17 protein-coding genes and 2 pseudogenes are annotated in these 22,551 nt (G+C 67.1%); 8 read left to right on the top strand and 11 right to left on the bottom strand.

The annotated features are described in order from the left end of the window. Window positions 1-38 precede the first annotated feature (38 nt). Both AB0L95_RS12210 and AB0L95_RS12205 read right to left on the bottom strand, forming a co-directional pair. Window positions 39-1,067 carry an alcohol dehydrogenase catalytic domain-containing protein gene (locus AB0L95_RS12210; protein WP_365160891.1) on the bottom strand — a complete coding sequence of 343 codons (1,029 nt, stop codon included), beginning with the start codon at window positions 1,065-1,067 and terminating at the stop codon, window positions 39-41. Window positions 1,068-1,126: 59 nt separating this feature from the next. Continuing rightward, window positions 1,127-2,104, bottom strand: coding sequence for an aldo/keto reductase (locus tag AB0L95_RS12205; RefSeq protein ID WP_365160890.1), 978 nt, complete (start codon window positions 2,102-2,104; stop codon window positions 1,127-1,129). A 215-nt stretch (window positions 2,105-2,319) separates the two neighbouring features. Between AB0L95_RS12205 and AB0L95_RS12200 the strand changes: the two genes are divergently transcribed. Further along, complete coding sequence (locus AB0L95_RS12200) at window positions 2,320-3,228, top strand: helix-turn-helix transcriptional regulator (protein WP_365160888.1); 909 nt, start codon at window positions 2,320-2,322, stop codon at window positions 3,226-3,228. A gap of 756 nt (window positions 3,229-3,984) precedes the next feature. Here AB0L95_RS12200 and AB0L95_RS12195 read toward each other — a convergent pair. The 3 genes from AB0L95_RS12195 to AB0L95_RS12185 form a co-directional block, all read right to left on the bottom strand. Next, complete coding sequence (locus AB0L95_RS12195) at window positions 3,985-4,257, bottom strand: hypothetical protein (RefSeq protein WP_365160886.1); 273 nt, start codon at window positions 4,255-4,257, stop codon at window positions 3,985-3,987. 329 nt (window positions 4,258-4,586) lie between these two features. After that, the gene (locus AB0L95_RS12190; RefSeq protein WP_365160884.1) at window positions 4,587-4,811 is read right to left on the bottom strand and encodes a hypothetical protein; all 225 of its coding nucleotides are present in this window, start codon (window positions 4,809-4,811) and stop codon (window positions 4,587-4,589) included. A 4-nt stretch (window positions 4,812-4,815) separates the two neighbouring features. After that, complete coding sequence (locus AB0L95_RS12185) at window positions 4,816-5,379, bottom strand: DUF5994 family protein (protein WP_365160882.1); 564 nt, start codon at window positions 5,377-5,379, stop codon at window positions 4,816-4,818. A 278-nt stretch (window positions 5,380-5,657) separates the two neighbouring features. Here AB0L95_RS12185 and AB0L95_RS12180 point away from each other — a divergent pair, with 278 nt between their 5' ends. Together AB0L95_RS12180 and AB0L95_RS12175 are read left to right on the top strand one after the other, a co-directional pair. Further along, complete coding sequence (locus AB0L95_RS12180) at window positions 5,658-6,188, top strand: DUF5994 family protein (RefSeq protein WP_365160879.1); 531 nt, start codon at window positions 5,658-5,660, stop codon at window positions 6,186-6,188. Window positions 6,189-6,963: 775 nt separating this feature from the next. After that, window positions 6,964-8,514, top strand: coding sequence for a beta-propeller fold lactonase family protein (locus AB0L95_RS12175; protein WP_365160876.1), 1,551 nt, complete (start codon window positions 6,964-6,966; stop codon window positions 8,512-8,514). Between the two features lie 349 nt (window positions 8,515-8,863). Here AB0L95_RS12175 and AB0L95_RS12170 read toward each other — a convergent pair whose 3' ends face one another. Together AB0L95_RS12170 and AB0L95_RS12165 are read right to left on the bottom strand one after the other, a co-directional pair. Further along, window positions 8,864-9,538: a YdcF family protein gene (locus AB0L95_RS12170; RefSeq protein WP_365160874.1), complete on the bottom strand. Its 675-nt coding sequence runs from the start codon at window positions 9,536-9,538 to the stop codon at window positions 8,864-8,866. Further along, window positions 9,535-9,807, bottom strand: a pseudogene (locus AB0L95_RS12165) (UTRA domain-containing protein); the annotation flags it as partial. The pseudogene AB0L95_RS12165 and the gene AB0L95_RS12170, both read right to left, overlap by 4 nt. Before the next feature lies 1 nt (window position 9,808). Between AB0L95_RS12165 and AB0L95_RS12160 the strand changes: the two are divergent. Beyond that, window positions 9,809-10,380 (top strand): annotated as a pseudogene (locus tag AB0L95_RS12160) (LacI family DNA-binding transcriptional regulator); the annotation flags it as partial. 493 nt (window positions 10,381-10,873) lie between these two features. Here the strand turns inward: AB0L95_RS12160 and AB0L95_RS12155 are convergent. Continuing rightward, a complete protein-coding gene (locus AB0L95_RS12155; RefSeq protein WP_365160871.1) occupies window positions 10,874-11,683 on the bottom strand; it encodes a hypothetical protein in 810 nt (269 codons plus the stop codon). 292 nt (window positions 11,684-11,975) lie between these two features. After that, window positions 11,976-14,060, bottom strand: coding sequence for an N-6 DNA methylase (locus AB0L95_RS12150; RefSeq protein ID WP_365160868.1), 2,085 nt, complete (start codon window positions 14,058-14,060; stop codon window positions 11,976-11,978). Window positions 14,061-14,983: 923 nt separating this feature from the next. On the opposite strand from AB0L95_RS12150, the gene AB0L95_RS12145 reads away from it, so the two are divergent. Beyond that, complete coding sequence (locus AB0L95_RS12145; RefSeq protein ID WP_365160865.1) at window positions 14,984-15,412, top strand: restriction endonuclease; 429 nt, start codon at window positions 14,984-14,986, stop codon at window positions 15,410-15,412. Window positions 15,413-15,445: 33 nt separating this feature from the next. Here AB0L95_RS12145 and AB0L95_RS12140 read toward each other — a convergent pair whose 3' ends face one another. Further along, window positions 15,446-19,216 carry an AAA domain-containing protein gene (locus tag AB0L95_RS12140; protein ID WP_365160862.1) on the bottom strand — a complete coding sequence of 1,257 codons (3,771 nt, stop codon included), beginning with the start codon at window positions 19,214-19,216 and terminating at the stop codon, window positions 15,446-15,448. Then, complete coding sequence (locus AB0L95_RS12135) at window positions 19,213-19,629, bottom strand: hypothetical protein (RefSeq protein ID WP_365160860.1); 417 nt, start codon at window positions 19,627-19,629, stop codon at window positions 19,213-19,215. The genes AB0L95_RS12140 and AB0L95_RS12135 overlap by 4 nt, the downstream gene beginning before the upstream one ends. A gap of 678 nt (window positions 19,630-20,307) precedes the next feature. Here AB0L95_RS12135 and AB0L95_RS12130 point away from each other — a divergent pair. The 3 genes from AB0L95_RS12130 to AB0L95_RS12120 all read left to right on the top strand — a co-directional run bounded on the left by AB0L95_RS12130 (window position 20,308) and on the right by AB0L95_RS12120 (window position 22,544). Beyond that, window positions 20,308-20,721, top strand: a complete 414-nt coding sequence (locus tag AB0L95_RS12130) for a hypothetical protein (RefSeq protein WP_365160857.1) — start codon at window positions 20,308-20,310, stop codon at window positions 20,719-20,721. Next, the gene (locus AB0L95_RS12125; RefSeq protein ID WP_365160854.1) at window positions 20,708-21,340 is read left to right on the top strand and encodes a hypothetical protein; all 633 of its coding nucleotides are present in this window, start codon (window positions 20,708-20,710) and stop codon (window positions 21,338-21,340) included. The genes AB0L95_RS12130 and AB0L95_RS12125 overlap by 14 nt, the downstream gene beginning before the upstream one ends. A 397-nt stretch (window positions 21,341-21,737) precedes the next feature. Further along, window positions 21,738-22,544: a hypothetical protein gene (locus AB0L95_RS12120; protein WP_365160851.1), complete on the top strand. Its 807-nt coding sequence runs from the start codon at window positions 21,738-21,740 to the stop codon at window positions 22,542-22,544. Window positions 22,545-22,551: the final 7 nt, after the last annotated feature.

Raw genomic sequence — 22,551 nt, 5'->3', positions numbered from 1 at the left:
AGCGGGATGTCCTTCGCTGTGCGGCTGGGAGAGGGAAGTCAGGGGCGGATGAGTGCCTTGAGGACCTGGCGGTCGGCCATGGCCTGGTAGGCGTCCGGGGTCCGGTCGAGGGTGAACGTCTGGTCGAAGACTCGGCCGGGGGCGATCGTGCCGTCGAGGACGTCGGGCAGCAGTTGCTCGATGTAGGCGCGGGCCGGGCTGGCCCCGCCGGTCAGGGTGACGTTGCGCATGAACTCGGCCGGGCCGATCGGCCCCTGCTCGTACTGCGGGACGCCCAGGCGGCTGATGGTGCCGCCGTCCAGGACCGCGCCCAGGGCGGTGTCCAGGGCCTGGCGGGTGCCGACGGCCTCGATCACCTTGTGCACGCCGCCGGTCAGCTCACGGATGCGGGCGATGCCCTCCTCGCCGCGCTCGGCGACGACGTCGGTGGCGCCGAACTCGCGGCCCAGGCCGGTGCGCGCCTCGTGGCGGCCCGCGAGCACGATCCGCTCGGCGCCCAGCCGCTTGGCGGCTATCACCGCGCACAGGCCGACCGCGCCGTCCCCGACGACCAGCACTGCATCCCCGCGTCCGACGCCGGCGGTGACCGCGCCGTGGTGGCCGGTGGGCATCACGTCCGACAGGGCCAGCAAGGACGGCAGCAGCGCGGAGTCGGCGGCCACCGGCAGTTTCACCAGGGTGCCGTCCGCATGCGGAACTCGGACGGCCTCGCCCTGCCCGCCATCGACGCCGTCGAAGCCGTACCGGCCACCGTTGCGGCACGAGATGTGCAGGCCGCTGGCGCAGTAGTCGCACGTGTTGTCGCTGTACGTGAACGGGGCGACGACCAGGTCGCCCGTCTTCAGACCGCTCACGTCCGCGCCGGTCTCTTCAACGACGCCGAGGAACTCATGCCCCATGGGGCGGCCGGTGTCGGTGGCGGGCATCGACTGATAGGGCCACAGGTCGCTGCCGCACACGCACGCGGCCACTGTGCGCACCACGGCGTCGGTCGGCTTCACAGTCTTCGGGTCGGGCCGGTCCTCGACGCGGACGTCTCCGGCTCCGTACATCACTGCTGCACGCATGGGGGTACTACTCCAACTGGGGGCTGCCCTGCCTAGCGCCGGCGGGGGTGGGGGTGAGGTCAGCGTTCGAGCATCTGTGCCTGCGCCTCGGTGTGGGTGTCGCCGGCGGCGGGCGGCAGGCTGCTGAGCTTGCCGATCTGCTCGCGGGTCAGCGTGATGGCGTCGGCGGCGGTGTTCTCCTCGACGCGGCTGACCCGCTTGGTGCCGGGGATCGGGGCGATGTCGTCGCCCTGGGCTAGCAGCCAGGCCAGCGCTACCTGCGCGGGCGTGGCGCCGACCTCGGTGGCCAGGGCCTGCACCTCGTCGGCGATCGCGAGGTTGCGTTGGAAGTTCTCGCCGGTGAAGCGCGGGTTGTCGCGCCGGAAGTCGGAGGCGTCGAACTGGTCGGTGGAGCGGACGGTGCCCGTCAGGAAACCGCGGCCCAGCGGGGAGAACGGCACCAGGCCGATGTTCAGCTCCCGCAGGACGGGCAGGACGCGCTCCTCGATGCCGCGCGTCCACAGGGAGTACTCCGACTGCACCGCGCTAACCGGCTGGACGGCGTGGGCGCGGCGGATCGTGCCCGGGCCGGCCTCCGAGAGACCGAAGGCGCGCACCTTTCCCTCGGCGATCAGCTCCGCGACCGCGCCGGCGGTCTCCTCGATCGGCGTGTTCGGATCCACCCGGTGCTGGTAGTACAGGTCGATGTGGTCGGTGCCCAGCCGCTTGAGGGAGCCCTCGACGGCGGCGCGGATGTTGGCCGGACCGGAGTCCAGATTCCACGCACCCGCTCCGGAGTGGGAGACCAGGCCGAACTTCGTGGCCAGCACCACTTGGTCCCGGCGCCCTTTCAGCGCCCGGCCGAGCAGTTCCTCGTTGGTGTAGGGGCCGTAGATCTCCGCGGTGTCGATGAGGGTGACCCCAAGATCGAGCGCCCGGTGCACGGTCCTGATCGACTCCGCCTCATCGGTGCCGGAACCGGTGTAGCCGTGGGACATGCCCATTGCGCCCAGGCCGATCCGGGAAACCTCCAGGTCACGCAGCTTGATGTGCCGCATCTCGCTCTCTCCGGTTCGTGTCGTGACCGGCCCCGCACTCTCGCCCGGCCCAGCAGGTCGTGCCTGCTGCGGTTCGGGCGGCGGCCGGGCGCCGGCGTCTTGCTCATTCACCTTGGCCCCGATTGCGCGCGGGTGGCAGGGCGCGCTCTTCAGGGGTAATGACAGGGCCCCCCACTGACCCGCGCAGCGGACGCCCAGCGGGCGAGACTGGAGTCATGGCATCCGAGAGTGCGAACAGCGAGGGCGCCGAGCTGGGCTGCTTCCTGCGTGCCCGCCGTACCCAGACCAGCCCCGAACACGTCGGCCTCACCGTCGGCGCCGGCATCCGACGTACCCCCGGCCTGCGCCGCGAGGAGCTGGCCACCCTCGCCGGCATCAGCATCGACTACTACGTGCGCCTGGAACGCGGCAAGGAGACCCGGCCCAGCCCGGCCGTCCTCGACGCCCTTGCCCGCGCCCTGCACATGGACGACCAGGAGCACCAGCATCTGCGCGAGCTCGCCGCCCGCGCCGCGCGCTACGCCCCCGAACCTCCGCCCGCCCCCAGCCGCACCGTGGGCCCCCACCTCAAGCTGCTGCTGGAATCACTGCGCCCGAACCCGGCCTACGTCATCAGCCGCAGCATGGACCTGCTCGCCTGGAACCCTGGCGGCCTCGCCCTCTACCCGGGCCTCGACGACTGGCCCGTCAAACAGCGCAACCTCGCCCGCTATTTCTTCCTCCACCCCGCAGCCCGCGACCTCTTCACCGACTGGGACCGCCAGATCACTGCCTGCGTCGCCCGCCTGCGCGCCATCGCCGGAACCGCCCCCGACGCACCCGACCTGACCAACCTCGTCGGCGAACTCCTCCTCAAAAGCCCCGACTTCGCAGGGCTCTGGGAACGCTACGAGGTGACCGGGCGCAAGCCCGCGCACAAAACGTTCCACCACCCCCAGATCGGCACGGTCACCCTCACTTCCCAGTCACTGCACGTGGAAGGAACCCCCGGCCAACGCATCGGCGTCTACACCGCCGAACCCGGCACCCCCGACCACGACGCCCTGCTCCTGCTCGACATGACCGCACCCTCCACACCCAGTACAGGTTCCTCGAACAGAAGCACCTCATCCCGACAGAGTTGACCCCCCCCTGCCCAGCAGGTGATCACTCATCTGGCTCTGTTCTCGTGAACAAGACCAGTGGGCCTTCAGCCACGCAGCGCGGCTATCGCGGTTGCCGGCGTTTGCAGGATGTTCGCCACGGATGCCACCGCTCCGACGGCCGGGCCGAGGTCTTCGAGGTTCTCCGTCAGGCGGCGCCGGTCAGGGCTCGGGCTCTGTAGTTCTTCGCTGATACGGGCGGCGGTGCGGCGGGCGAGATCGGGGTCGCTCAGTTCCGTCGCGTGTTCCTCCAGGGCGGCGGTCAGCTCGTCCAGCCTCGCCTGTGCTGCCGCCAGGAGGGGGCTTGTCTGCCTTCGGCGATCATCTCCCGAGCTTCTGACCAGGGGGCGCGCTGGGCCTTCCCCGGGCTGACCGCATCCAGGTCCCTCTTCGGACGGTCGGGTACGCGGGGGAGGTTCTTCCATCGGGAGTCTGGCACGGCGAGTACAGCCGCAGTGGCCGACCGGCCACGACGGCGCGCAGGAGAGCGGAGATGCTCGCTCCCCGGGGTCACTCGCGGGGATCGGCCGAGCGGATCACACTTTCTCCCGTGGGATGTGCCGGTGACGCAACGGCCCCGGCGTATACACACCGGGGCCGCCCTTCCGGGCGGTTGCACGTGAGAGTGCACCAACCCACTCACCAGGGTATGCCCGGGATGCTATTTCGGTCATATGGGGAGGACCTGGCTGTCATGTGGCTGGCCTGGCCGGAGCCCTGAGGGCGGCCTGTGCCGTGTCAGTCGCTGCCTCTCTCCTCGGTCTCCATGAGCTGGATCCCCTTGTGCGTCAGTGTGACCATCGCGGGTGTGTTTCCTCGCGCCCAGTCGACCTGGACCAGTCCCTCGGCCGCCAAGTACGTGCAGGCGGCGGCCAGGTCCTCCTCGGTCACGGCGAGGTCCTCGCGCAGCTGCGCCCCGGTGAGGCCGAGGAGGCGATTGCCTTCGATGGCCTCGTACAGGGTCTTCATGATCGCCTCGCGGTAGTGCTGCCGCTCGTGCAGTGTCGCCATGGTCGCCTGCCTCTCGCGCCGACGCTGACGGAAACCCGTACGTCTGGGGCGGTACTCCCCTTCCCCCGCTGAGGACCATCTCCTCAGATTTCGTCCGGCTGTGTGTGATCGTCTCGGGAGGACTGGCTGGTCAGCAGCCAGGAGCGCACCGGCTCCGCCATGCGCGTGGTGTCCACGGTGAGGTGGAGGCGTGTTCCGCCGTCGGTGCCTGCGGGGTAGCTGCGCGCTTCCCCTCTTGCTCGTTCCGGACGACGTCCATCAGGGGCGACGTGCCCGTCGGTGTGACGCCCGTCGCCCCACACCCGCCCCCGGCTGGAAGGTCTGCGTCATCAGCGGCTCCCCACTCGATGCTCACGGCGTGTGGCGTCGGCAGGAGGACCCTTCGGCACGGTGGCAGGCCGGCTCTTACGGGGCCGCCGGCCGATTCCCGGTAGGGCGTCGCTGTAGCGGAACGCCCCGATCCTTGCGTCATGCTGCGCGTTGAGCCGCTGGAACAGGAAGATGCCTGCGATGATCACGAAGATGATCACGGCGACGGTGACGGCGGTCTCCACGTCGTCACCTCCTCGGGGCGGAACGGAGGAAGATCCCGATCGCGGCTCCGGCCGCCGAAGCGGCTCCGCCGTCGGTCTCCCATTCCTCTTCCCGGCTCCGAGCCTCTGCCGCGTCGTGGCTGATGGCCTCATCGGCCATCAGACCGCTGGCGGTGCGGATACCTCCCGGAACGGTTGCTGCTGCCATCAGCCGGACGGCGGCGGCCGGCTCCGTCTCCGGAGGGATCACCAGCAGGTCCAGGCGGCCCACCGTGTAGGAAAGGAGGATCACTTTGTTCGGGTCCTGCTCGTCGGCGAACCAGCCGACATGCACTGTGTGCCCCGTGACAGGGACCTTGCGCGGGATGACGGGCCAGTGGACCGGGTTCACGGTGACGTGGGTGATCCGGCCCCAGCACGCGTCCAGCGCGTCTGTCAGAGTGGGGATCTCCCGGAGGAGATCACGGGAGCGGGGCCACCAGGCACCGTCCAGGAGACCTGGAACCGAGCCGGCCGGGGCCAGGGACAGCCGGGCCGACGCCGAGGGCAGGCGCTCTTTGATGATCGTAGGTTCGATGGTCGCGGTCATGACGCGGACCTGTCCCCGAGCCTCCTCTTGGAGGCCGGCGTTGTTGCTCACCGGGAACGACACCGACATGGCGGCCGGTGTGCGAAGTGCTCTCGGTCCTTTCACTCTACGCCGCTCCCAGGCTCCGGAACGTGCGCGTGAGCAGGCATTTCACCGAGAGGCAACGGGTCCGGAACCGATGGCGAGCGCAGCCGGTGCGGCGGCGCACGACTTACGGTGAGAGGACGAGGTCCCGCGTTCGGCGGCGACTCCGTATCCCGCAGACAGGCGGACACACCATGACCGAATCCGACATCCCTCGCGCCTCCAGGCTCCTGCCGGATGCGATCCATCGGGCCGCGAAACCCGGGACGGTTCTGCTGCGGCTGGAGACGACACATTCCCGGGAAGGCAACCTCGACGGCGCGTGGTGGCCGCGTTCCCGCGACATCGGCGTGGAGTTGCCCGACCTCATCCGCGTGCTGACCGGGCACCTCGGCCCCATCACGCGCGTCGGCCTGGACGCCACCGCATGGGATGGACTTCCCACGCGCCTGGTCATCGACGACCGGGTCGTCCATATCGACTCCTTCCCGATCGGTGATGACACCGTCCTGATCACTCGGGGCGACCGGGACCACTTCTCCCTTCTCGTGGTCCCGCCGCATGCGACACCCGACGCCGCCCGTGCCGCGATGGCCAGGGCCGTCCGGGCCGACGACGTCGCCCAGGCCGCACAGATCCTCATCGACACCGGCACCCATCAGGCGCACCTGGTTCCTGCGGAGGGCTCTCGGACCGGCGAGGAACGTCACGAGCCCGGGGAATGACGGCCGGAGGTCCGGGCGCCAGTAGGTCCGTCTCGGCTGGACGGCGCCGACTTCAAGGCGATCAGGGCGGTGCCGCCCAGCGGGGTGGATGCCCGGTAGTGGTGTCCGCTGATGTGCACACGCTCCCGCGTGCTCGTCGGCAGGCGGCCCTGGGAGCCGGTTCCCGAAGTCGGCTCCCAAATGGGGCCGTATAGCAGATCAGGCCCGGCGCTGATCTCTCAGCACCGGGCCTGATCTGGCGTTTCTCTGTCGGGGTGGCGGGATTTGAACCCACGACCTCTTCGTCCCGAATTAGGCCCTGGAAGATCGTCGACCTGCGGCTCACGTCAAAGGTGCAGATCAGAGCGTTGCTGTGCGTTGGCGTGTATCGGTACTTCGAGCCCTCAAGGGCAAGATCATCTCCAGGATTTCTCCAGAGGTGGCGAGAGTGAGGCCGTGTCGTTGGCTTCCCGCGCGGAGGCGCACTTCGTCTTTGATCCAGGTCCTGCGGCCACGGATGTCTTCCGCAGCAGGGCGCGGTCGCACCGCAGTGTGTGCCGCTGGCCGACGGCCGCACGCGGTCGTGACGGCCGGTCTGATGGTCAGTTGATCGGGTCGTATGTGGTGTGCGCCCAACGGCTTGGCCTGGCACTTTGGTTGCGGAGTGCTGGCCGCCCTGTCCACAACAAGCTACATACAGTGACGCGCGGTCACATGTCGTGTGTGGCTGCGGTGCGCTGTCGGCGCTCACGGTATGTCCGGTCGCGGCCGCTCTTCCTGACGAAGCGAGGCGTTCGTGATCCCACATGTGGGCAAACAGCCCGGGCCGCAGGGCGGCCCGGTACCGGACCGGAGCAGGCCCGGGCCACGCCCGGGCATCTTGCGGCTGGTCATCGGCGCCCTGGCCATCCTGGCCATGCTGGCGGGACTGTCCCTGCCGGTCCTGGCTGCAGCCCCGGCACAGGCGGCCGCCCCCACGCCGAACGCCTACGCCACCAATCAGAATTCGAACACGGTGTCGGTGATCGACACGGCCACGAACACGGTCACCGCCACCATCCCCGTCGGCAGCCGCCCGCTCAGTGTGGCCATCACCCCCGACGGCACCCGCGCCTACGTCCCCAATCAGACCTCGAACACGGTGTCGGTGATCGACACGGCCACGAACACGGTCACCGCCACCGTCCCCGTCGGCGGCGGCCCGTTCGGTGTGGCCGTCACCCCCGACGGCACCCACGCCTACGTCACCAACGGCGGCTCGAGCACAGTGTCGGTGATCGACACCACCACCAACACGGTCACCGCCACCATCACCGGCCTCGCCTCCCCGAAAGGTGTGGCCATCACTCCCGACGGCACCCACGCCTACGTCACCAATCAGGCTTTTGGCACGGTGTCGGTGATCGACACGGCCACGAACACGGTCACCGCCACCATCCCCGTCGGGAGCAGCCTGCGCGGTGTGGCCATCACCCCCGACGGCACCCGCGCCTACGTCACCGATTTCGGGTCGGCCACGGTGTCGGTGATCGACACGGCCACGAACACGGTCACCGCCACCATCCCCGTCGGCAGCGGCCCGTTCGGTGTGGCCATCACTCCCGACGGCACCCACGCCTACGTCACCAATCAGGCTTTTGGCACGGTGTCGGTGATCGACACGGCCACGAACACGGTCACCGCCACCATCCCCGGCGTCAGCGGCCCGTTCGGTGTGGCCATCACCCCGGACGGCACCCACGCCTACGTCGCCAACGCCGGGTCGAACGATGTGTCGGTGATCGACACGGCCACGAACACGGTTACCGCCACCGTCTCCGCCGGCCTCACCCCGTCCGGTGTGGCCATCGGCACGCCGCCACCCCCGTCCCCCTCCCTGACCGTCACCAAGACCCACGACGGCGCGTTCGCTCGGGGCAAGAAGAACACCTACGGGATCACGGTCACCAACAACGGCATCGGCTCGACCGACGGCGCCACCGTCACCGTGACCGACACCCTGCCCGCGGGGCTGACCCCCGTTTCGCTCCGCGGTACCGGATGGGCCTGCACCCTGGCCACACTGACCTGCACCCGCAGCAACACCCTCGCCCTCGGCGGCAGCTACCCGACCATCACGCTCACGGTCAAAGCGTCCTGCCGTGCGCCGAAGCAGGTCACCAACACTGTCACGGTCACCGGAGGCGGCAGCATCCCCGACACCGCCACCGACCCCACCACCATCAAACGTGGCAAACACTGTGAAAAGCAGCACTACCACCACGGCAGACACGACAAGAAGCACCAGCCCGGCAAGCGCGACGCCAGGCACATCGCGCCCAGCAAGCAGCAGCCACACCACGACTAAACGACCCGCCACAGACAGCACGCACGACAGGAACACGGGCGGAAGAAGAAGGGTCGCGCCATCCCCGCATGGCGCGACCCCCAGCCACGTACAAGTCCTCACAGCCGTACGCCCCGCAAGGCCCGGCGGGTGCCGCACACGATCCGGTGCGTTGGCTCGCGTTCAGACTCGCACGAATGCTTGACCCACCGTGGCAGGGTGAACGGCTTTCAAGACCATCCAGTTTCGCAGGGACAGATTGGCCTTGACCTGCGCCTACGGCGTTTCGCGCCCCATCGACTGGCCTATGTTGGCCAGAGGATGGCCGCAGGGGTCCACGGTCGGTGCGGTCCTACCGCCTGTGCCGGTTTCACGCACCAGGACGGGCAGCAACGTCGGCTGGCAGGAGTCGGCTGGTGAAGCCGTCGACGCACAGCCGCTCGTAAGCGGCAACGACGGAATCCGGCACTTCCTGTTCGATAGCCAGACCCAAGCCGGGGAAGACGAGCACGCGCTGCAGGCCGCCCACGATCATGTCGATCACCATGCGAGCGTCTCCGATGGAGTCGGCGTAGTCCTCCAAGCCCATTGCCGTCGACGCGCACACTACTTCGATCTCGGGCCAGAGCTTCCGCATCATGGCGTACGAGCGTCGCTCTTCGTACGGCTTACTCACGAGCAGAACGGACGAGACCTTGACGCCGGCTTCTGTCAGCACCGTTTTCGTGAACTCGATGTTCTCACCGGTGTTCGTCGCGCGCGGCTCCAGGAGTACGGCCGAATCGGGCACGCCAAGCTGCAACGCTCGCTCGCGGTAGTGGACAGCCTCACCGCGCGGCATGCGGGCCCGGGTCGTGGGGCAGGTGGACCCCGTGAACACGATGACCGGCGCCATGCCCTGGTGATACAGCTCCGCCGTCACGTCAGCGACCCCTAGATCGTGACTGCCCAGACCGACGGCCACCGAACAGGGCCGTGGGTCGTGGTGCATGCGGTGGTAGTCCCACAGAAGCCGGGCATCCGCCCACGCCTGTGCCGAGATCATTCCTGCCCCTTCTTGTTGTGTGTTGAGTCCGGAACCTTGAAGTCGTACTCCCACGCGAATCGAGAAGCCGAGTGGACGCCCACCGCAAACTCGACCACCGTGCCGTCTGCCGTGTACGTAGTGCTGTGCAGCTCGACTACGGGTTCACCGGCGGGGAGCTGTAGGAGCTGCGCTTCGTCAGCCGTAGGGTTGCGTGCGAACAGGGCCTCTCTCATGTGGTCGATCTCGTATCCAGCGACGTAGAGGACCCGGTACCCGCCACCACGGCCAGGCGTCTCAACAGGCACCGTTTCCAACGTCCTCAACCGCCCGGACGCTGTGGCGGAGCCGACTCGCCTGAAGGTGGTGGAGGCCATCACCGATCTGGGGTACGTCCGCAACGCGGGATCGGGGGAGTTGGCCGCACACTGGCGGCGCTCGGGTTTCGCCACCTGGCTTTTTCGACCTGCCGCCACGGGACGGTATCCGGGGCGCGGCAATCAGGAGGAGCACCCTGTGCCGGTGGTCGCTGAGCCATGGCCCGGAATTCCGGCACGTGGGCGAGGAGCCTCCAATCGGGCTGAGGCGTGCTGGGTGCCGATCGCTCCAGGGCTGACGCCGCACGGGCTGCGCCATACGCACAAGACTCTGATGAGAGAGGTGGGGACCCCGCCAAAGCTGATGGACGAACGCATGGGGCACGAGGACGGCTCAGTGCAGTCCCGCTATGACCACATCACATCCGGGATGCGGCAGGCGCTGATGGCCGCGCTCATCGGGATGTGGGAGGAGGCGTTGGAAGCACAATGAGCCCCGGCTCGCCCGTCGCTGCCCTGGACGCGTTGCTGAGAGCCCGCGGGTAGGGCGCTGGTCTGGAGACGAATTCCAAGATCTTCTCCGGGATTTCTCCAGAGGGTCTCTGAGGAACGCGTCAGGCCCGGTGCTGATCTCTCAGCACCGGGCCTGACCTGGTGTTTCTCTGTCGGGGTGGCGGGATTTGAACCCACGACCTCTTCGTCCCGAATGAGGTTCGGCTGCTTGTCTTGCCAGCTGGGATTGCGTCTACGCTGCTCAGGGGCATGGTCCCGGTTGGCCTCGGGTGGTGTGGAAGGGGCTTCGGGAGCGGGTCGGCTCCCAGACGGCTCCCAGAAGAGCCGCCGGGAACACCGTCATGAGGCGGGCATCCGTCACTGTCACGCTGACTGCCGACCGCAGTTCCTGGTGGTGTGTGGGCGGACGCCTTCACCCGGTCCAGGACCTGTGCGCGGGAAGGGGCATACATGGGCTCGGGCGGAGTCTTGTCTCGTTGCGCACTGGAGACTTTTAATCAGACGCGATTGTGATCGATAGCCGCCTTTAGGGCGTTAGGTAGCCGATTCCGGCATCCACGATCCATTCGGCGGCTGGGGGGTCGAGTTTCCATGGGCTCTCCAGCAACGTGGCACGCAGGATGTCGTGGTCCTGCGCGGTGGGCGGTTCGGTGCCCAACCTCCCCCTCCGTTCTCCGTTAGAACCCCAGTGCGGATCGGTCACATCGTCAAGGATGCGAATGAAGCGATCGACGCGGTCGGGCCATGTGGGATGTGCCCACCATTGGGGGCAGGCCAGGGCGCCGTGGCAGGCGGTGCGGAGCAGGCCGAATCGGACGCCCTTATCCTCCATCTGTCCGGTAAAACTGCCGAGGAACCGGTCTGCGTGATCCTCGTACTCTTCCAGGTCCTCCACGGAGCGCACCAGTTCGCCGAGAGTCATGCCGGTGGGGAGCCGGCGCTCAGCATTCGTCAGCCATCGGAAGAGCCGACCGGCAAGGACGACCACATCCTCCGCATCAATCCCTGCCAGCGCGGTGCTGCTCGCTGAAGTGATCCCGGACTCAATGCACCAACCATTCAGGCGTCGGCGCATGGCGTCCGTTGTGTAGCTGTTGATGCGCATCATGTCGCCGTCCGACAGTCGGCCTTCGGCATGCCAGTTTTCAATGCAACTGTTCCGCCAGGCGCCGTTGGTGACGCCGATCGCCACGAGGTCCAGCAGCGTGGGCAGGCGGCTGGGATCCACGCCGGCCTTGCTACGAAGGGTCTCTTCCATGACCTCGTCGGTCATCATGGCCTGCGCTTCCTGAAGCATGCGCTGCACTTCAGGGGACCAGTCGTCGTCGTTGGTCATGCCGAGCGGCCTCTCGCGTGTGGTCGGGTGCGTGCAGTCGAGGGTAAGGGCGAGCAGTGACATTGACCGAACAGCAACGGTGCTTTGCGCTTCTCCCAGTTTGGACTTCGGTAGGTGGCGCTCCTGAAGGGCATGCTCGGTACAGGTCCCCCGTCCTCCGCGCGTTCTCGGACTCGCGTTACGGCTCAGCGGCTTCGTCGGCGAGATGCTTGCTCTGACGCCGCGCTTCTGCCGTCCCGCTGCTGTGCTTTGAGCCTCGCGGTTTCTTCGAGAGTGCGCAGCGCGCGTTCGGCTAGCTCGACAGGATCCCGTTCAGCGCGTCACTGCGGATCTTCTGCGTTACTGCGAGATGCTCTTGCAAGAGTCGCTCATGTTCATCCAGTCGTGCCATCGCGTCAGCAATTGCCTGCTGTGTACCGAAATCGGCCAGCGCAACCGGCAACTCGCTCAATACGTTGAGAGAGATGGTCTTCATGTTCGTACTCGCAGTGGAGTGGGATTCGAGCCATTTGCGTGCCTCCGGACTGCGGAGATATGCCGCGAGGTAGTCGGCGTTGAGCTCGGCGGGAGGCCGAAGCACGAAGCAGCCTGTTCCGCAGATCCAGCCCTGCTGCTCCTCACGAACGACAGCACATCGCCCCAGTTCTCCACGGCGTGCCAGCACGACGTCGCCACGGTGGAGGCGGAAGCGTTCCAGACCTTCGGCCTGCTGCTCGGTGATGTATCTGATGTTCGCCACGCTGAAACCGCGGTCTGTCAGGTCCTTGGGCATGACTACGGGGACGCCGGTGCCCTCGACGTAGTCTTCGGCGCGGATGAGACTTCCTGAAGGTCCAGCGAGCAGCTCACCTGACGTTGAGTTCTCGAACGGTCCCTCTGCTGTGCCGTCCACGACGCTTCGGAGAGGCACGCGCAGAGGTCGGATCCCGCTGCGGGTCAGGCGCTCGCACGTGCTGAAGCTCTTCCGGAGGCTGACTCTCGAACTGGACATCGCCTCGTCATGTCGATCCAACTCATCGAGCATGAGACTCAGATCCAGCGCCCTCGTCGGTCGTTCCTGTTCGACTTCGATGTACAGCCGGGGGTCGAGGCTGCCGTTGTTCTCGAGGATCTCTTCGTGCGAGACCGAACGGGAGAAGTCCGGTTCATCTGGTGTTGCACGAGGAGACCGCTGCCACGTGTGAAAGCGACTGCTGATGCGTTCTCTGTCCTCTGCGGTCAAGATGCGCGGCCGCCGTGGCACCTGTGTACCGAGTCGGCCGGCATCAATGAACAGGACGTCATTCGCATCGCCGAGCGGCAAATGGCGGGACTTGTCGCGGGCAAGTATCCAGATGTGCACGGGGATGGAGGTGTCATAGAAGAGATTTGGCGGCAACGCGATGATGGCGAGGAGTGCACCGCCGACGATCATCCCCTTGCGGATCTCCGCCTGGCGACCGTTGGACCAGGCGGCTCCCTGCGGCATGATCACCGCGGCGGTGCCGTTCTCGCTCAGCCGGCTCCACGAGAGCTGAAGCCAGGCGAAGTTCGCATTGGACTGGGGAGGCTCGCCGAAGGGCCAGTCGACGATGTCGACGTTCTCGATACGCTGGTTGAACGGTGGATTGCTCAGTACCAGGTCGGCAAGGCCGTTACCCCGGCGCTGAATCAGCGACACAGGGTCGGAGGCGCCTACGACTGGCTGATCCACCCCATGGATGGCCATATTCATCATCGCCAGGCGCGGATTACTGCGATCCGTGGCGTATGCCTCGAAAGTAGTTCCGTCAACGTGGCCGGACTCGGCGATCCACTGTGCTGCGGCCGTGAGAAGTCCGCCGGAGCCACAGGCCGGGTCAAGGATCCGGTCTCCAGGCTGAGGAGATGCAGACTCGATGAGCAGGCGCGCGACCGCGCGCGGTGTGTAGAACTCCCCTGCCGAAAAGGTGCTCTCCTGTACGTGGCGTTCTAGGAGCAGTTCGCAGACTTCCGCCAATCCGGCCTTGGCCAGAGACGGACGCTGGTTCAGTGCGGTGAGGAAGGCAGCTGCCCACGGTACATCGCCCGACTCCTCGTCACCGTTGAGGAGCCCGACTTCAAGGTCGCGGAGGTCGAGTACAGGAAAGTGCCTGTGCCTGTTAGCGCTAGCCATCGCAGAGCGGAGGTCTATGAGCGGCGAGAGGCCGATGTGGGCCTCCGCGACAGCTCGATTCCATCGCTTGACGAATTCGTCTTCTGGTTGGCCCACTGACTCAACGAACCCTGCAAGCAACAGGATTGCGAGCATAGACGTAAGGTCGTCGAACGTGTTCCGGCCCCGCTGGTAGGGCGCGTACGCTCGCCAAAGCCGGTCAACGATGCCCGCAGCGTGGCTTTTCGTCTCCGTGATCTCCACCGTGTGGGTCTCCCGCTCCAGGTCGGCTTTACTTCAGTTGACTGATGACATACGCCGTTGCGGCAACAAGCATCAGCAGACATAGGCGCAGTGTCATGCCTGTGCTCTGCATCGCCTTCCCAAGCAGCTCGAAGAACGACTTCACTCTGCCGTGCCCCCTGTCTTCGATCCCGAGTAAAAGTGCGCAGCATCGCTGCGCACACCCTCTGGTCTCGACCACGTGTGACAGGTCTGGGATGCAGAGGTTCAATGGAGAGGAATTTAGCAGCGAGCAACGGCGGGTGAGTGCCTGTTGGGCCTGCGTTGGCTAAGCGTGCGCGCAATGCGCAGTGGTACTGCGCATGAGCTGGAGGGGGAGCTGCTGCTCATAGACATGCAGAGGGGTGCAGTGCTTGGTGATCAGCGGTGGGGAGCAGTTCGAGATGTGACGCAGGTCGCATTCCTTGTGGCCGTAGGCGGCTGGGGCCGTTCTCGGTCCGGGAGGCCGTTGGCGGATGGCTCGGCGTGCGTTCTCTCTCCTGCTTAGACGCGTGATCGTACTTTGCGGAGGCCCGGTTTCGGCCACTGGCTTGCTTCGGGCTCTACGCGTGCCGAGTTTCGTTGGCCAGACTGTCGGACACGACGACGCCTCGGGGGAGGGAGCGTGCATGGCAGCTCGGCGTGGACGAGGTCCGGTCGCACGAAGGCGGACGGCCGTCCGGTCGCGGCGGGTGGCATTGGGCGGCGGCGCAGCGACAGTCCTCTTGGTCGTGTTCTGGTCCACGGTCTGGCCCTACCTCGTCTGGGTTCTGGTTCTCGGAGGCATTGGTGGCACCGCCTGGTGGCTTTGGTATACGGACCGAAGAGTCCGCAGGCGTGACCGCCTGTGGCGGCAGGCTGACAGGGTCGAGAGCGGGCGGCGGCCACTCACGGAGATGGACGCGATGACCGGTACGGAGTTCGAGGAGCAGGTCGCGGCCCTGTGCCGGAGGGACGGGTGCACCGGCGTACGTCGCGTGGGCGGCGCGAACGACAACGGCGCTGACGTCGTCGGCCGGCTTCCGGACGGCCGGACCATGGTGATTCAGTGCAAGCGCTACGCGCCTACCAGGACGATCGCGAGCCGCGAGATGCGTGACCTGCTGGGGGCCAAGGTGCACTTCGGTGCTGATCTGGCGGTGTTCGTGACGACCACGCGGTTCAGCCGGCCTTCCGAAGCGTTCGCCGTACAGCACGGCATTCTCGCTGTGCACCGTGACCACCTCGGGCTGTGGAACAGCGGGGCCTCGCTGCCGTCGCTCGGTGAGCTGAACGGTGGCGGACAGGGGGATCCTCGGCACCGGACGCGCTGGAGGCAGGCGTACGGAGAGTGAGAGCCCGGCCGGATCAGGGCGCGGGGCCTGAGCTCACCCTCGCTGCTCGTCCATGTCGTACAGCCTCCAGGCCGGCCATCGAGCGGCCTCGACTGCACCGTCCCCACTGCCCAGCAGGTTCCGACGGTGCAGCATGAGCCGGAGGTGACGTGCCGCGTCGGCACCCTCTTCGACTCCTCTGTCGAGCAGTACAGCTCTAGGGGCGGTGCCGTCGACGCCTCCCACCAGAGCGTCCGTCGGATGCCCGTGAACGGTCTCGCCCAGCGTGACAGTGACTCCCGCCTCGCGGGAGAGAACCTGGTACAGGCGTTTGAGCAGCACGTCTTCGCTGCTGTCGCGCGGGGGTACGCCGTCGCGCTCCGCGGCCTCCAGCAGCGCGGCGGCCACGCCTCCCCGTTTCCGCCAGCGCTCCTTGTCTCCCACCACGATGAGGTGACTTCGCGCGCGGGTGACGGCGACGTTCCAAAGGTTCAGCTGTCCGCCGACCCATTCGACGGCACCGGGGTGCATGCCGTCCCCGGCGACAAGGGTGAACACCATGACATCGCGTTCGCCGCCCTGGAAGGTGTGTACCGTACCGATGCGCAGACGCTCCTCGTCGTACGGTTGCAACCGCCTCCGCAGCGCTTCGGCTTGCGGCGCGAAGGGAGTGACGACGCCGACGGTCGCTTCGGGTGGCAGCTGTTCCAGCAGGTAGTTGATGCTGGCGTGCGCTTTTTGGATCTCGTCTTCGTTGACCCAGGAGCCACCCAGCGGGGGGCGGGTGGCCCGTCCGGGCACGTTTGTCCAGATGACGGCGGGACGTGGCAGAGCGGGGCGGCCGCGGGTGTCGGTGAGGACGGTCAGTCCGCCATCGTAGAAGAGGTCGTTGGAGATTGCGGCGATGTGCGGGTGGCAGCGGAAATGTTCGTCGAGAAGCAACGTGCCGCCCGCGGAGCGTTCGGCGGCGTGGAAGGCGGAGTGGCGTCGGTAGGCAAGGCGGTGTTTCTCAAGCCATTCGGACCGCAGCCCGTTCCCGCGGCGAATGAGCGCCTCGCGGTGTGGGCTGGTCTTCGTGATGTGCGTGAGCTGCATGGGGTCGCCGATGACGAGAGCGCGCCGCGCGCGGAAGAGCAGCGGCAGGACATGCGGGATCGCGCACTGGCTGGCCTCGTCGATGACGACGAGATCGAACAGAGCCGGGCCCAGAGGGAAACGCCGGGCGGAGAGGCTGGTGACGGCCCATCCGGCCACTGCGGGCGTATCCGGCGAGCCGTCTGAGCGGCCCAGAACCCTCCGCATCTGCGGCCAGTCGCTGCGACTGCCGTCCTGGGCGGTCAGTAGATCGAGGATTCGACGGCGCCCAGCCCAAGCGGCGGCTTGCACCTTGGTGGCGAGGAGAGCGCGTGAAGCGTCCTGAACGCTGGTCTCGGCGTCGCGCAGTGAGCGCGCGAGGGCTGTGTCGTCCACGGAGGCTGCGTGCTCGCGATCATCACGCCATTCCGTCTCGGCCGCAGCGAAGCCAGCGAGCGCGAGGCAGCCCGCGGCGGAATCGCCGTCGTACCTATCCAGACCCGTCCCGCGCAGGAACCGGGCCCGGCGCCACGACCCGAGGAAGCGCGCGCGGGAGAGGCGGCGCGCCTTGTCCTCCAGCTCTCTCGGCCGGGGCAAACGATCGAGTAGGTCCTGGAGTTCGGCGACAGCGATCCCGAGCTGCTCCGCGTGGTGGTCGCGGGCCTCGCCTGCCCGGCGGAGCCGCAGCTCCGTCTCCGCGATGTGCGCCAGGTCCCGCCGTACTTCTGTCAGACGGTCGGCGGCCAAGGTGGCCTCCATGAACGCCGTGGCCACGGTGGACGACGGCTCCGGGCCGGTGCGCAGTGCGTGCAGCGCGGCGGCCTCGTGCTCTGCGTTGCTCTTGGCGTTTTTCCGCGCCGAACCTGTCCGTACGATGCTGCCGGGCACCAGTGTGTCGCAGCGGCGCCAGACCTCGTCCACGGCTTCGTTGTTGGTGGACGCGACCAGTACGGTCTGACCGGCGGAGATCGCGGTGGCGACGAGATTGGCGACCAACTGACTCTTGCCGGTGCCGGGCGGCCCGGTGGCCACCGTGAGCCGGCGGGTCATGGCGGACTGGAGTACCGCGGTCTGCGCCTCGTTGCAGGGCAGTGGCGTCACGAGGCGCGCCGGTTCGGGTTCCGCGTGGCTGAGAGCTCGGTCACGCTGCGAGGCTTCGGGCGCGAGGACCCCGAGGGCGGTCTTCTCGATCTGGTCGGTCTGCTTGGCGATGTCGGCAACGTCGTTGAGCAGGCGCTTGGTGAAGCCTGTCTGGGGGCGCGCCGAGAAGAGGACCGCGGTGTTGCGGGCGCCGTGGCCAGGGGTACGGACGTCGATGCGGTCGGCGAGTTGGTCGGGCTGGAGCTCCTGCACGCACGGCAGCTCGAATTCCTGCGTAAGGAGGTTGCGTACCTCCAACGCCATACGGTCGTGCTGCCCTCGATGCCAAGACGGCTGGAACGTGTCGATGAGCTGGGTGGCCTCCTCCTCGCCGAGCCAGTCGAGAGCCAGCTGAGGATGCGGCTGGACCGGACCGTACGGCTTCAGCCTCACTTCCCCCTCGTCCTCGCCTCGGACGATCTCGACACGGCGTACCAGAAGCGGCGCGAACCTTGGGTGCCGCCAGGGGCGTCCGGAGCGCGGCCCGGTGAGGACCACGGCCGGGTAGCCCGCCCAGAGCTCCGCATCCTCCTCGGCTGCCGAATCCACCAGCGAGGCCGCTTCTTCGGGGAGCGCGGTGCATCCGTCGTCGTCCACGTCGCCGGAGATGAACCTCTCCGTGCCGTCCAGGCATACGTACGATGTGTTCTGGTGGCCCACCTCCATCAGAGGCGTCTCCGCGCCTTCGGCCAGAACGCACTCGCGGTAGTAGTCCAGCAGGCCGGCCCAAGTGGGCTGCGTATGAGCGGACTTCGGGGTGTGTGACTGTGGCGGCTCCTCGGCGCCGAGGCGGGGTCGCGGACTCAGGGGATCGAGGATGGGGGCCCGGCCGAATGGACTGTCCGCGATGACGATTCGGTCGTCGACGCCTAGTGCGGACTGCACTGGCACCTGACGGCCACCGTCCTGGGCACGCATGCGCCGGTTCACATAGTGGAACAGGTCGCTGACCTGTACTTCACGGCCGCCGTCCTTGCTGACCTTCCCCGTGCGCAGCGCCTCGATGACCTCACCGGTGAACGCCGACGGCTTCACGTCATCGCCGCCGCCCGCGTCGGCAAACGAGTCTTCCCCGGCCCGTGAGGACGACAGGACGTACACACCCCTGCTGGTCAGCGGGGGCTGCTCGCCGGATTTCGCCACGGAGCTGTCAGGCCGTCGGTCCGACGTACGCAGCCCTATGGCGAACCCGCCGCTGCGACAGCAGTCGATCATCACGATCTTCTGCGGTGCAACGCACTCTTCCAGCGAATCATTTAGGAACCCGGCGCTGACACCGGTCGCGGCCACTCTGTCGTAGTCAGTGTCTTTGGCGACGAAGTGGAACTCGCCGCCGTCACGCACCGTGCGAACACCATGCCCGGAGACGTACACGAGTGCGAGCTCGTCATCGTTGCGATCCTGAAGGAACTCGCTGATGACCGCCCGCATGTCGTCTGCGGTGAGATCGGATTCTGTCTGGACGGAGACGAAGTTGCCGATGTTGCGGTGCTTCAGGACCTGGGCGAGTCCCCATACGTCCGCTCGGACGGAGGCGAGTGGCGAGAAGCGGCCGTCGTCGTAGTGCTCGTTGCCGATCAGAAGAGCCCGGCGCTTATGGAGGCGGGTCACGCCGCGCTGTCATCCGGTCCTAGGCCGGCGTCGCCGGAAATACGGTCCTGGAATTCGCGGACCATGCGTTCCTGTGCGGCGTCAGGACGTCCGGTGATCTCGACGGAGTCGCCCGCGATGGTGACCACGACCTTGCGGTGTCGTTCCTTGGCGCACCACTCCTTGATCAGGGTGATCAGGACCTGGGACGCCGGGCGAACGACAGCGGCAGTGGTAGTGGCCCAGAGAGCCACCTCGCCCACGCCCGTACCCTTACGGCCCGGTTCGGCGCACCCTTCGGCGTCATGAAAGCCGACGACGAGACCGCCTGCCCTCTCCAGGTTGTCGTGCAGATCCCGGGTGAGGCGCTCCTGCCGGAGTGTGTCCCCGCCTGTGAGCACGGTGAGTGTCCACTGCGGTCCCCCGTCACGCATGTGCTGCTCCTCGCGTTCGCCTATTTGCTTGTCCGGTCCGTTCAGCGACTTTGGCACGAGGACGTTCTCTGGTGACAGCCGAGGGCGAGGGGAGGAGCGGCATCCGGCCACCTCCGCGCTTTGGGGGAGCGGCGTCTGCCCTGGCGATCGCTGGCATCGAGGCGGGAGAGACGTTCTGCCAGCATCCCGTCGGCGCTGCTCAGGAGTGAGAGGCCGCGGCGCCCTTCGCCTCGGTGCTCAGACTGCGGCTTCGCCTGGGTCATCGTCCTCTGGGGGGGTGGACCCAAGTAGTACCGGGTGCGAGGTCGGCCCCTGTCTCCGCCTTGTACTGCGCCCTCCTTTCCTCGCTGGCGTCCTGGCCCTCGGCGAGCTTCCGTAGGTGGGGGGCGACTGCCGAGGCTCGCCCGTGGCTTCAGTGGCGGAGCGGGTGGTGGTGGCGCTCTTGGACGGTGCCGGACGGGGGTGAATGAGACCAAAACTGAGACCACTGTACCCAGTGTCCTGCCTGGTCAGGCGCTATATCCGGGCCCATACGGTGTGCCGATCAGGAGCCCGTGCCGCCCGGCTGGCTGCGTGGCCGTGTCGGAGCTGGTGTATGTGGATTGCCGCCTCGGAGTGTCAGTGGTGCCCGGTAGGTTCTGCTGGGGCACGTCACCACGAACGGGGAGAAACTCGATCATGTACGACGCCGAATTAATGGCTGTGGCCACTGGCGCAGCCAGCACGCTCGTCGCGGCCATAGCCACGTCGGGCGCGGAGAAGATGCGCCTGAAGGTCGCGCACTTCTTCCGCCGGGCCACCCCGGATCAACAGAGAGCGGCTGCTCAGGCAGTGGATGACACCGCTGCGCAGCTCACCTCGCCCTCCGCGGAGGCCCAGGCACTCGCAGCGACCGCTTGGGCGCAGCTCATCGCTCAATACCTCGCCGAGCACCGCGACGCCATGAGCGATGTGGACGAACTCGTGGTGCCCACTCCGTCGGCCTCGAAGGTCTGGAACCAGCACAACACCGGCACAGGAACGTTCATCGGCGGTGACGTCCACGGTGGCCTGACCCTCAATTACGGCGGTGCGCCAGATGGCGGACACTGAGCACCGGGAGCAGCACAATCACGGCTCTGGCACGTTTGTGGGCGGTGACGTCCACGGCGGCTTCTGGCAGGTCTTTGTCCCGCCCTACGGGAAGAAGACGTCTGGGAATCCGGCGAGGGCGAAGCGAGAGCCTGAGCAGGACGAGGATGAGGATGACTACGAGGGCGTCCTGGAGTCCCTGTTCGGGACTGCATGGATTGCCGCTTCGGCTGGTCTGGCCGTCGTCTATGCGGTCATGGGCTGGCCTTGGACCGACCATGACCCGACTCCGGGTATCGCTGCCCGCATCGGCGGAGGGCTTGTCGCCTTCTACGCGTGCTTGGCCGCGGCGGCCGCTTTCTTCGCACGTCTCGCTCAGGTCTTCGAGCTCTGGTCGGAACAATGTGCCATCACGGCGGCACAGAGCCGAGGTCGGTTGGTTGCCAGGCCCCCTGCGTCCATGTCCAGGGCCATGGCTGGCATGACGGCAGCGGCGGCTGTTGCAGCCGAACTGCTTGCGTCTCTGTACGGCTGGTCCTCTTATGGGGGCGAAGTATCGCAACGTGCGCATCTGGCCCGTCTAAACGCAGCCGCCAACGCGAATTCGGCTCGGGCCGCGACGAAGAGGCCCAAGGCGTAGTCGCGGGCTGGCGAGGGTCCGCCGTAGCTGCTGGCGGAACTCCTCCGCGCCGAGCCCGGTTGCTTCTCGACTGTTCTGCGCCAACTGTCCTGCCCCCTGCGCGGATTGCGGCCTGACGTTGCCTGAGGGGGAGCAGTTAGGCGAGGCCGCCAAGCTCCGCAACAGCGGCCGATGGGTCGTGGTCCTGGACTCGGCCTGCGCCAAGGGGAGACGAGGGTTCCGCTGGAAGGTGTCGGCCTGGACACGGGCTACCTCTGCCAGGTGTGCCGACTCTCGTAGGCGTGGCGAGCAGCATCCTGGGGTGCCGGTGCCCTCGGCTTCTTGAGGCATGACTCGACAGAGGGCCCATCTACTTGATTTTCACGCACAATAGGAGGCTTCCTGGTATTGTCTTGGCGTGGAAATCACTCTGCAGCAGGCAGTGAGTGATCTCCAGCGGGTGCTGGAGATCATCCGGAACGTCGCGCGCGAGGTGTACGCGACCAACGCCGACCGTCATGACCCGTCGCACGGGGACGACAACGGCACCTTCGCTCAGCTGGTCTGGCGGAACATTGCCAACCTCTCCTTCCAGAGGCTCAACCAAGCAGGGATTCCGGTCCGAAGAGTCGCCGGCGGGGCCATCGAAGTCACCTCCGGATCCTGGGTCGTGAGGATCTACAAGTTCCCGCTGACCGCTCCTGACAAGGTGCGGGACAAGCTCGAACAGCTCAGTTGGGACGGCAGCGCTGCTCGACTGCGAGGCGCCGTGCTGAATAGTGCTCCGAAGGATCAGTTGGCCTTCGACCAGGACCCGGACTGGGCCGAGAGCTTCGCTGAGGCCGTTCGACAGGGGCATGTTCGGATCATGCACACGGGCGACCCGGAAACGGGAAACTGCGTCCTCGAAGTGGGGCTTCCGCGAGACAACCGAGAAGGCGGTTCGCCCTGGCTTGATGGCACCGTCGAGATCCACAATGATCTCCAGATGAGCCTCCCGGCTCCGCGGTCGACCGAGGACGTGCTCGGGGACCTGGGTGGGCTACCCCCGGAGGGAGTTTCGGATCGAGATGGCCAACTGCCGTCTCAAACGGATTCCGACGAGGGTCGACCCGCTGCGGAGAAGGCACCGAAGGCGCCCGACCACACCGACCTCGAAGAGAACGAGCTGCCGCTTCGCTGGCGCACCGAAGAGACGCGCAACGAGCGCGAGAACACAGACTGAGAAATCC

The sequence above is a fragment of the Streptomyces sp. NPDC052036 genome (genome assembly GCF_040680495.1).
Taxonomy (GTDB): domain Bacteria; phylum Actinomycetota; class Actinomycetes; order Streptomycetales; family Streptomycetaceae; genus Streptomyces.
The sequence above is the reverse complement of the archived record's forward strand: the minus strand, read 5'-3'. Positions and strand labels throughout refer to the sequence as shown.

Coding starts and splice junctions, on each gene's coding strand:
- AB0L95_RS12130 (WP_365160857.1), top strand. CDS start 20,308: ATGTACGACGCCGAATTAATGGCTGTGGCCACTGGCGCAGCCAGCACG.
- AB0L95_RS12125 (WP_365160854.1), top strand. CDS start 20,708: ATGGCGGACACTGAGCACCGGGAGCAGCACAATCACGGCTCTGGCACG.
- AB0L95_RS12170 (WP_365160874.1), bottom strand. CDS start 9,538: ATGATCTCGGCACAGGCGTGGGCGGATGCCCGGCTTCTGTGGGACTAC.
- AB0L95_RS12200 (WP_365160888.1), top strand. CDS start 2,320: ATGGCATCCGAGAGTGCGAACAGCGAGGGCGCCGAGCTGGGCTGCTTC.
- AB0L95_RS12145 (WP_365160865.1), top strand. CDS start 14,984: ATGACCGGTACGGAGTTCGAGGAGCAGGTCGCGGCCCTGTGCCGGAGG.
- AB0L95_RS12210 (WP_365160891.1), bottom strand. CDS start 1,067: ATGCGTGCAGCAGTGATGTACGGAGCCGGAGACGTCCGCGTCGAGGAC.
- AB0L95_RS12135 (WP_365160860.1), bottom strand. CDS start 19,629: ATGCGTGACGGGGGACCGCAGTGGACACTCACCGTGCTCACAGGCGGG.
- AB0L95_RS12205 (WP_365160890.1), bottom strand. CDS start 2,104: ATGCGGCACATCAAGCTGCGTGACCTGGAGGTTTCCCGGATCGGCCTG.
- AB0L95_RS12155 (WP_365160871.1), bottom strand. CDS start 11,683: ATGACCAACGACGACGACTGGTCCCCTGAAGTGCAGCGCATGCTTCAG.
- AB0L95_RS12195 (WP_365160886.1), bottom strand. CDS start 4,257: ATGGCGACACTGCACGAGCGGCAGCACTACCGCGAGGCGATCATGAAG.
- AB0L95_RS12185 (WP_365160882.1), bottom strand. CDS start 5,379: ATGACCGCGACCATCGAACCTACGATCATCAAAGAGCGCCTGCCCTCG.
- AB0L95_RS12180 (WP_365160879.1), top strand. CDS start 5,658: ATGACCGAATCCGACATCCCTCGCGCCTCCAGGCTCCTGCCGGATGCG.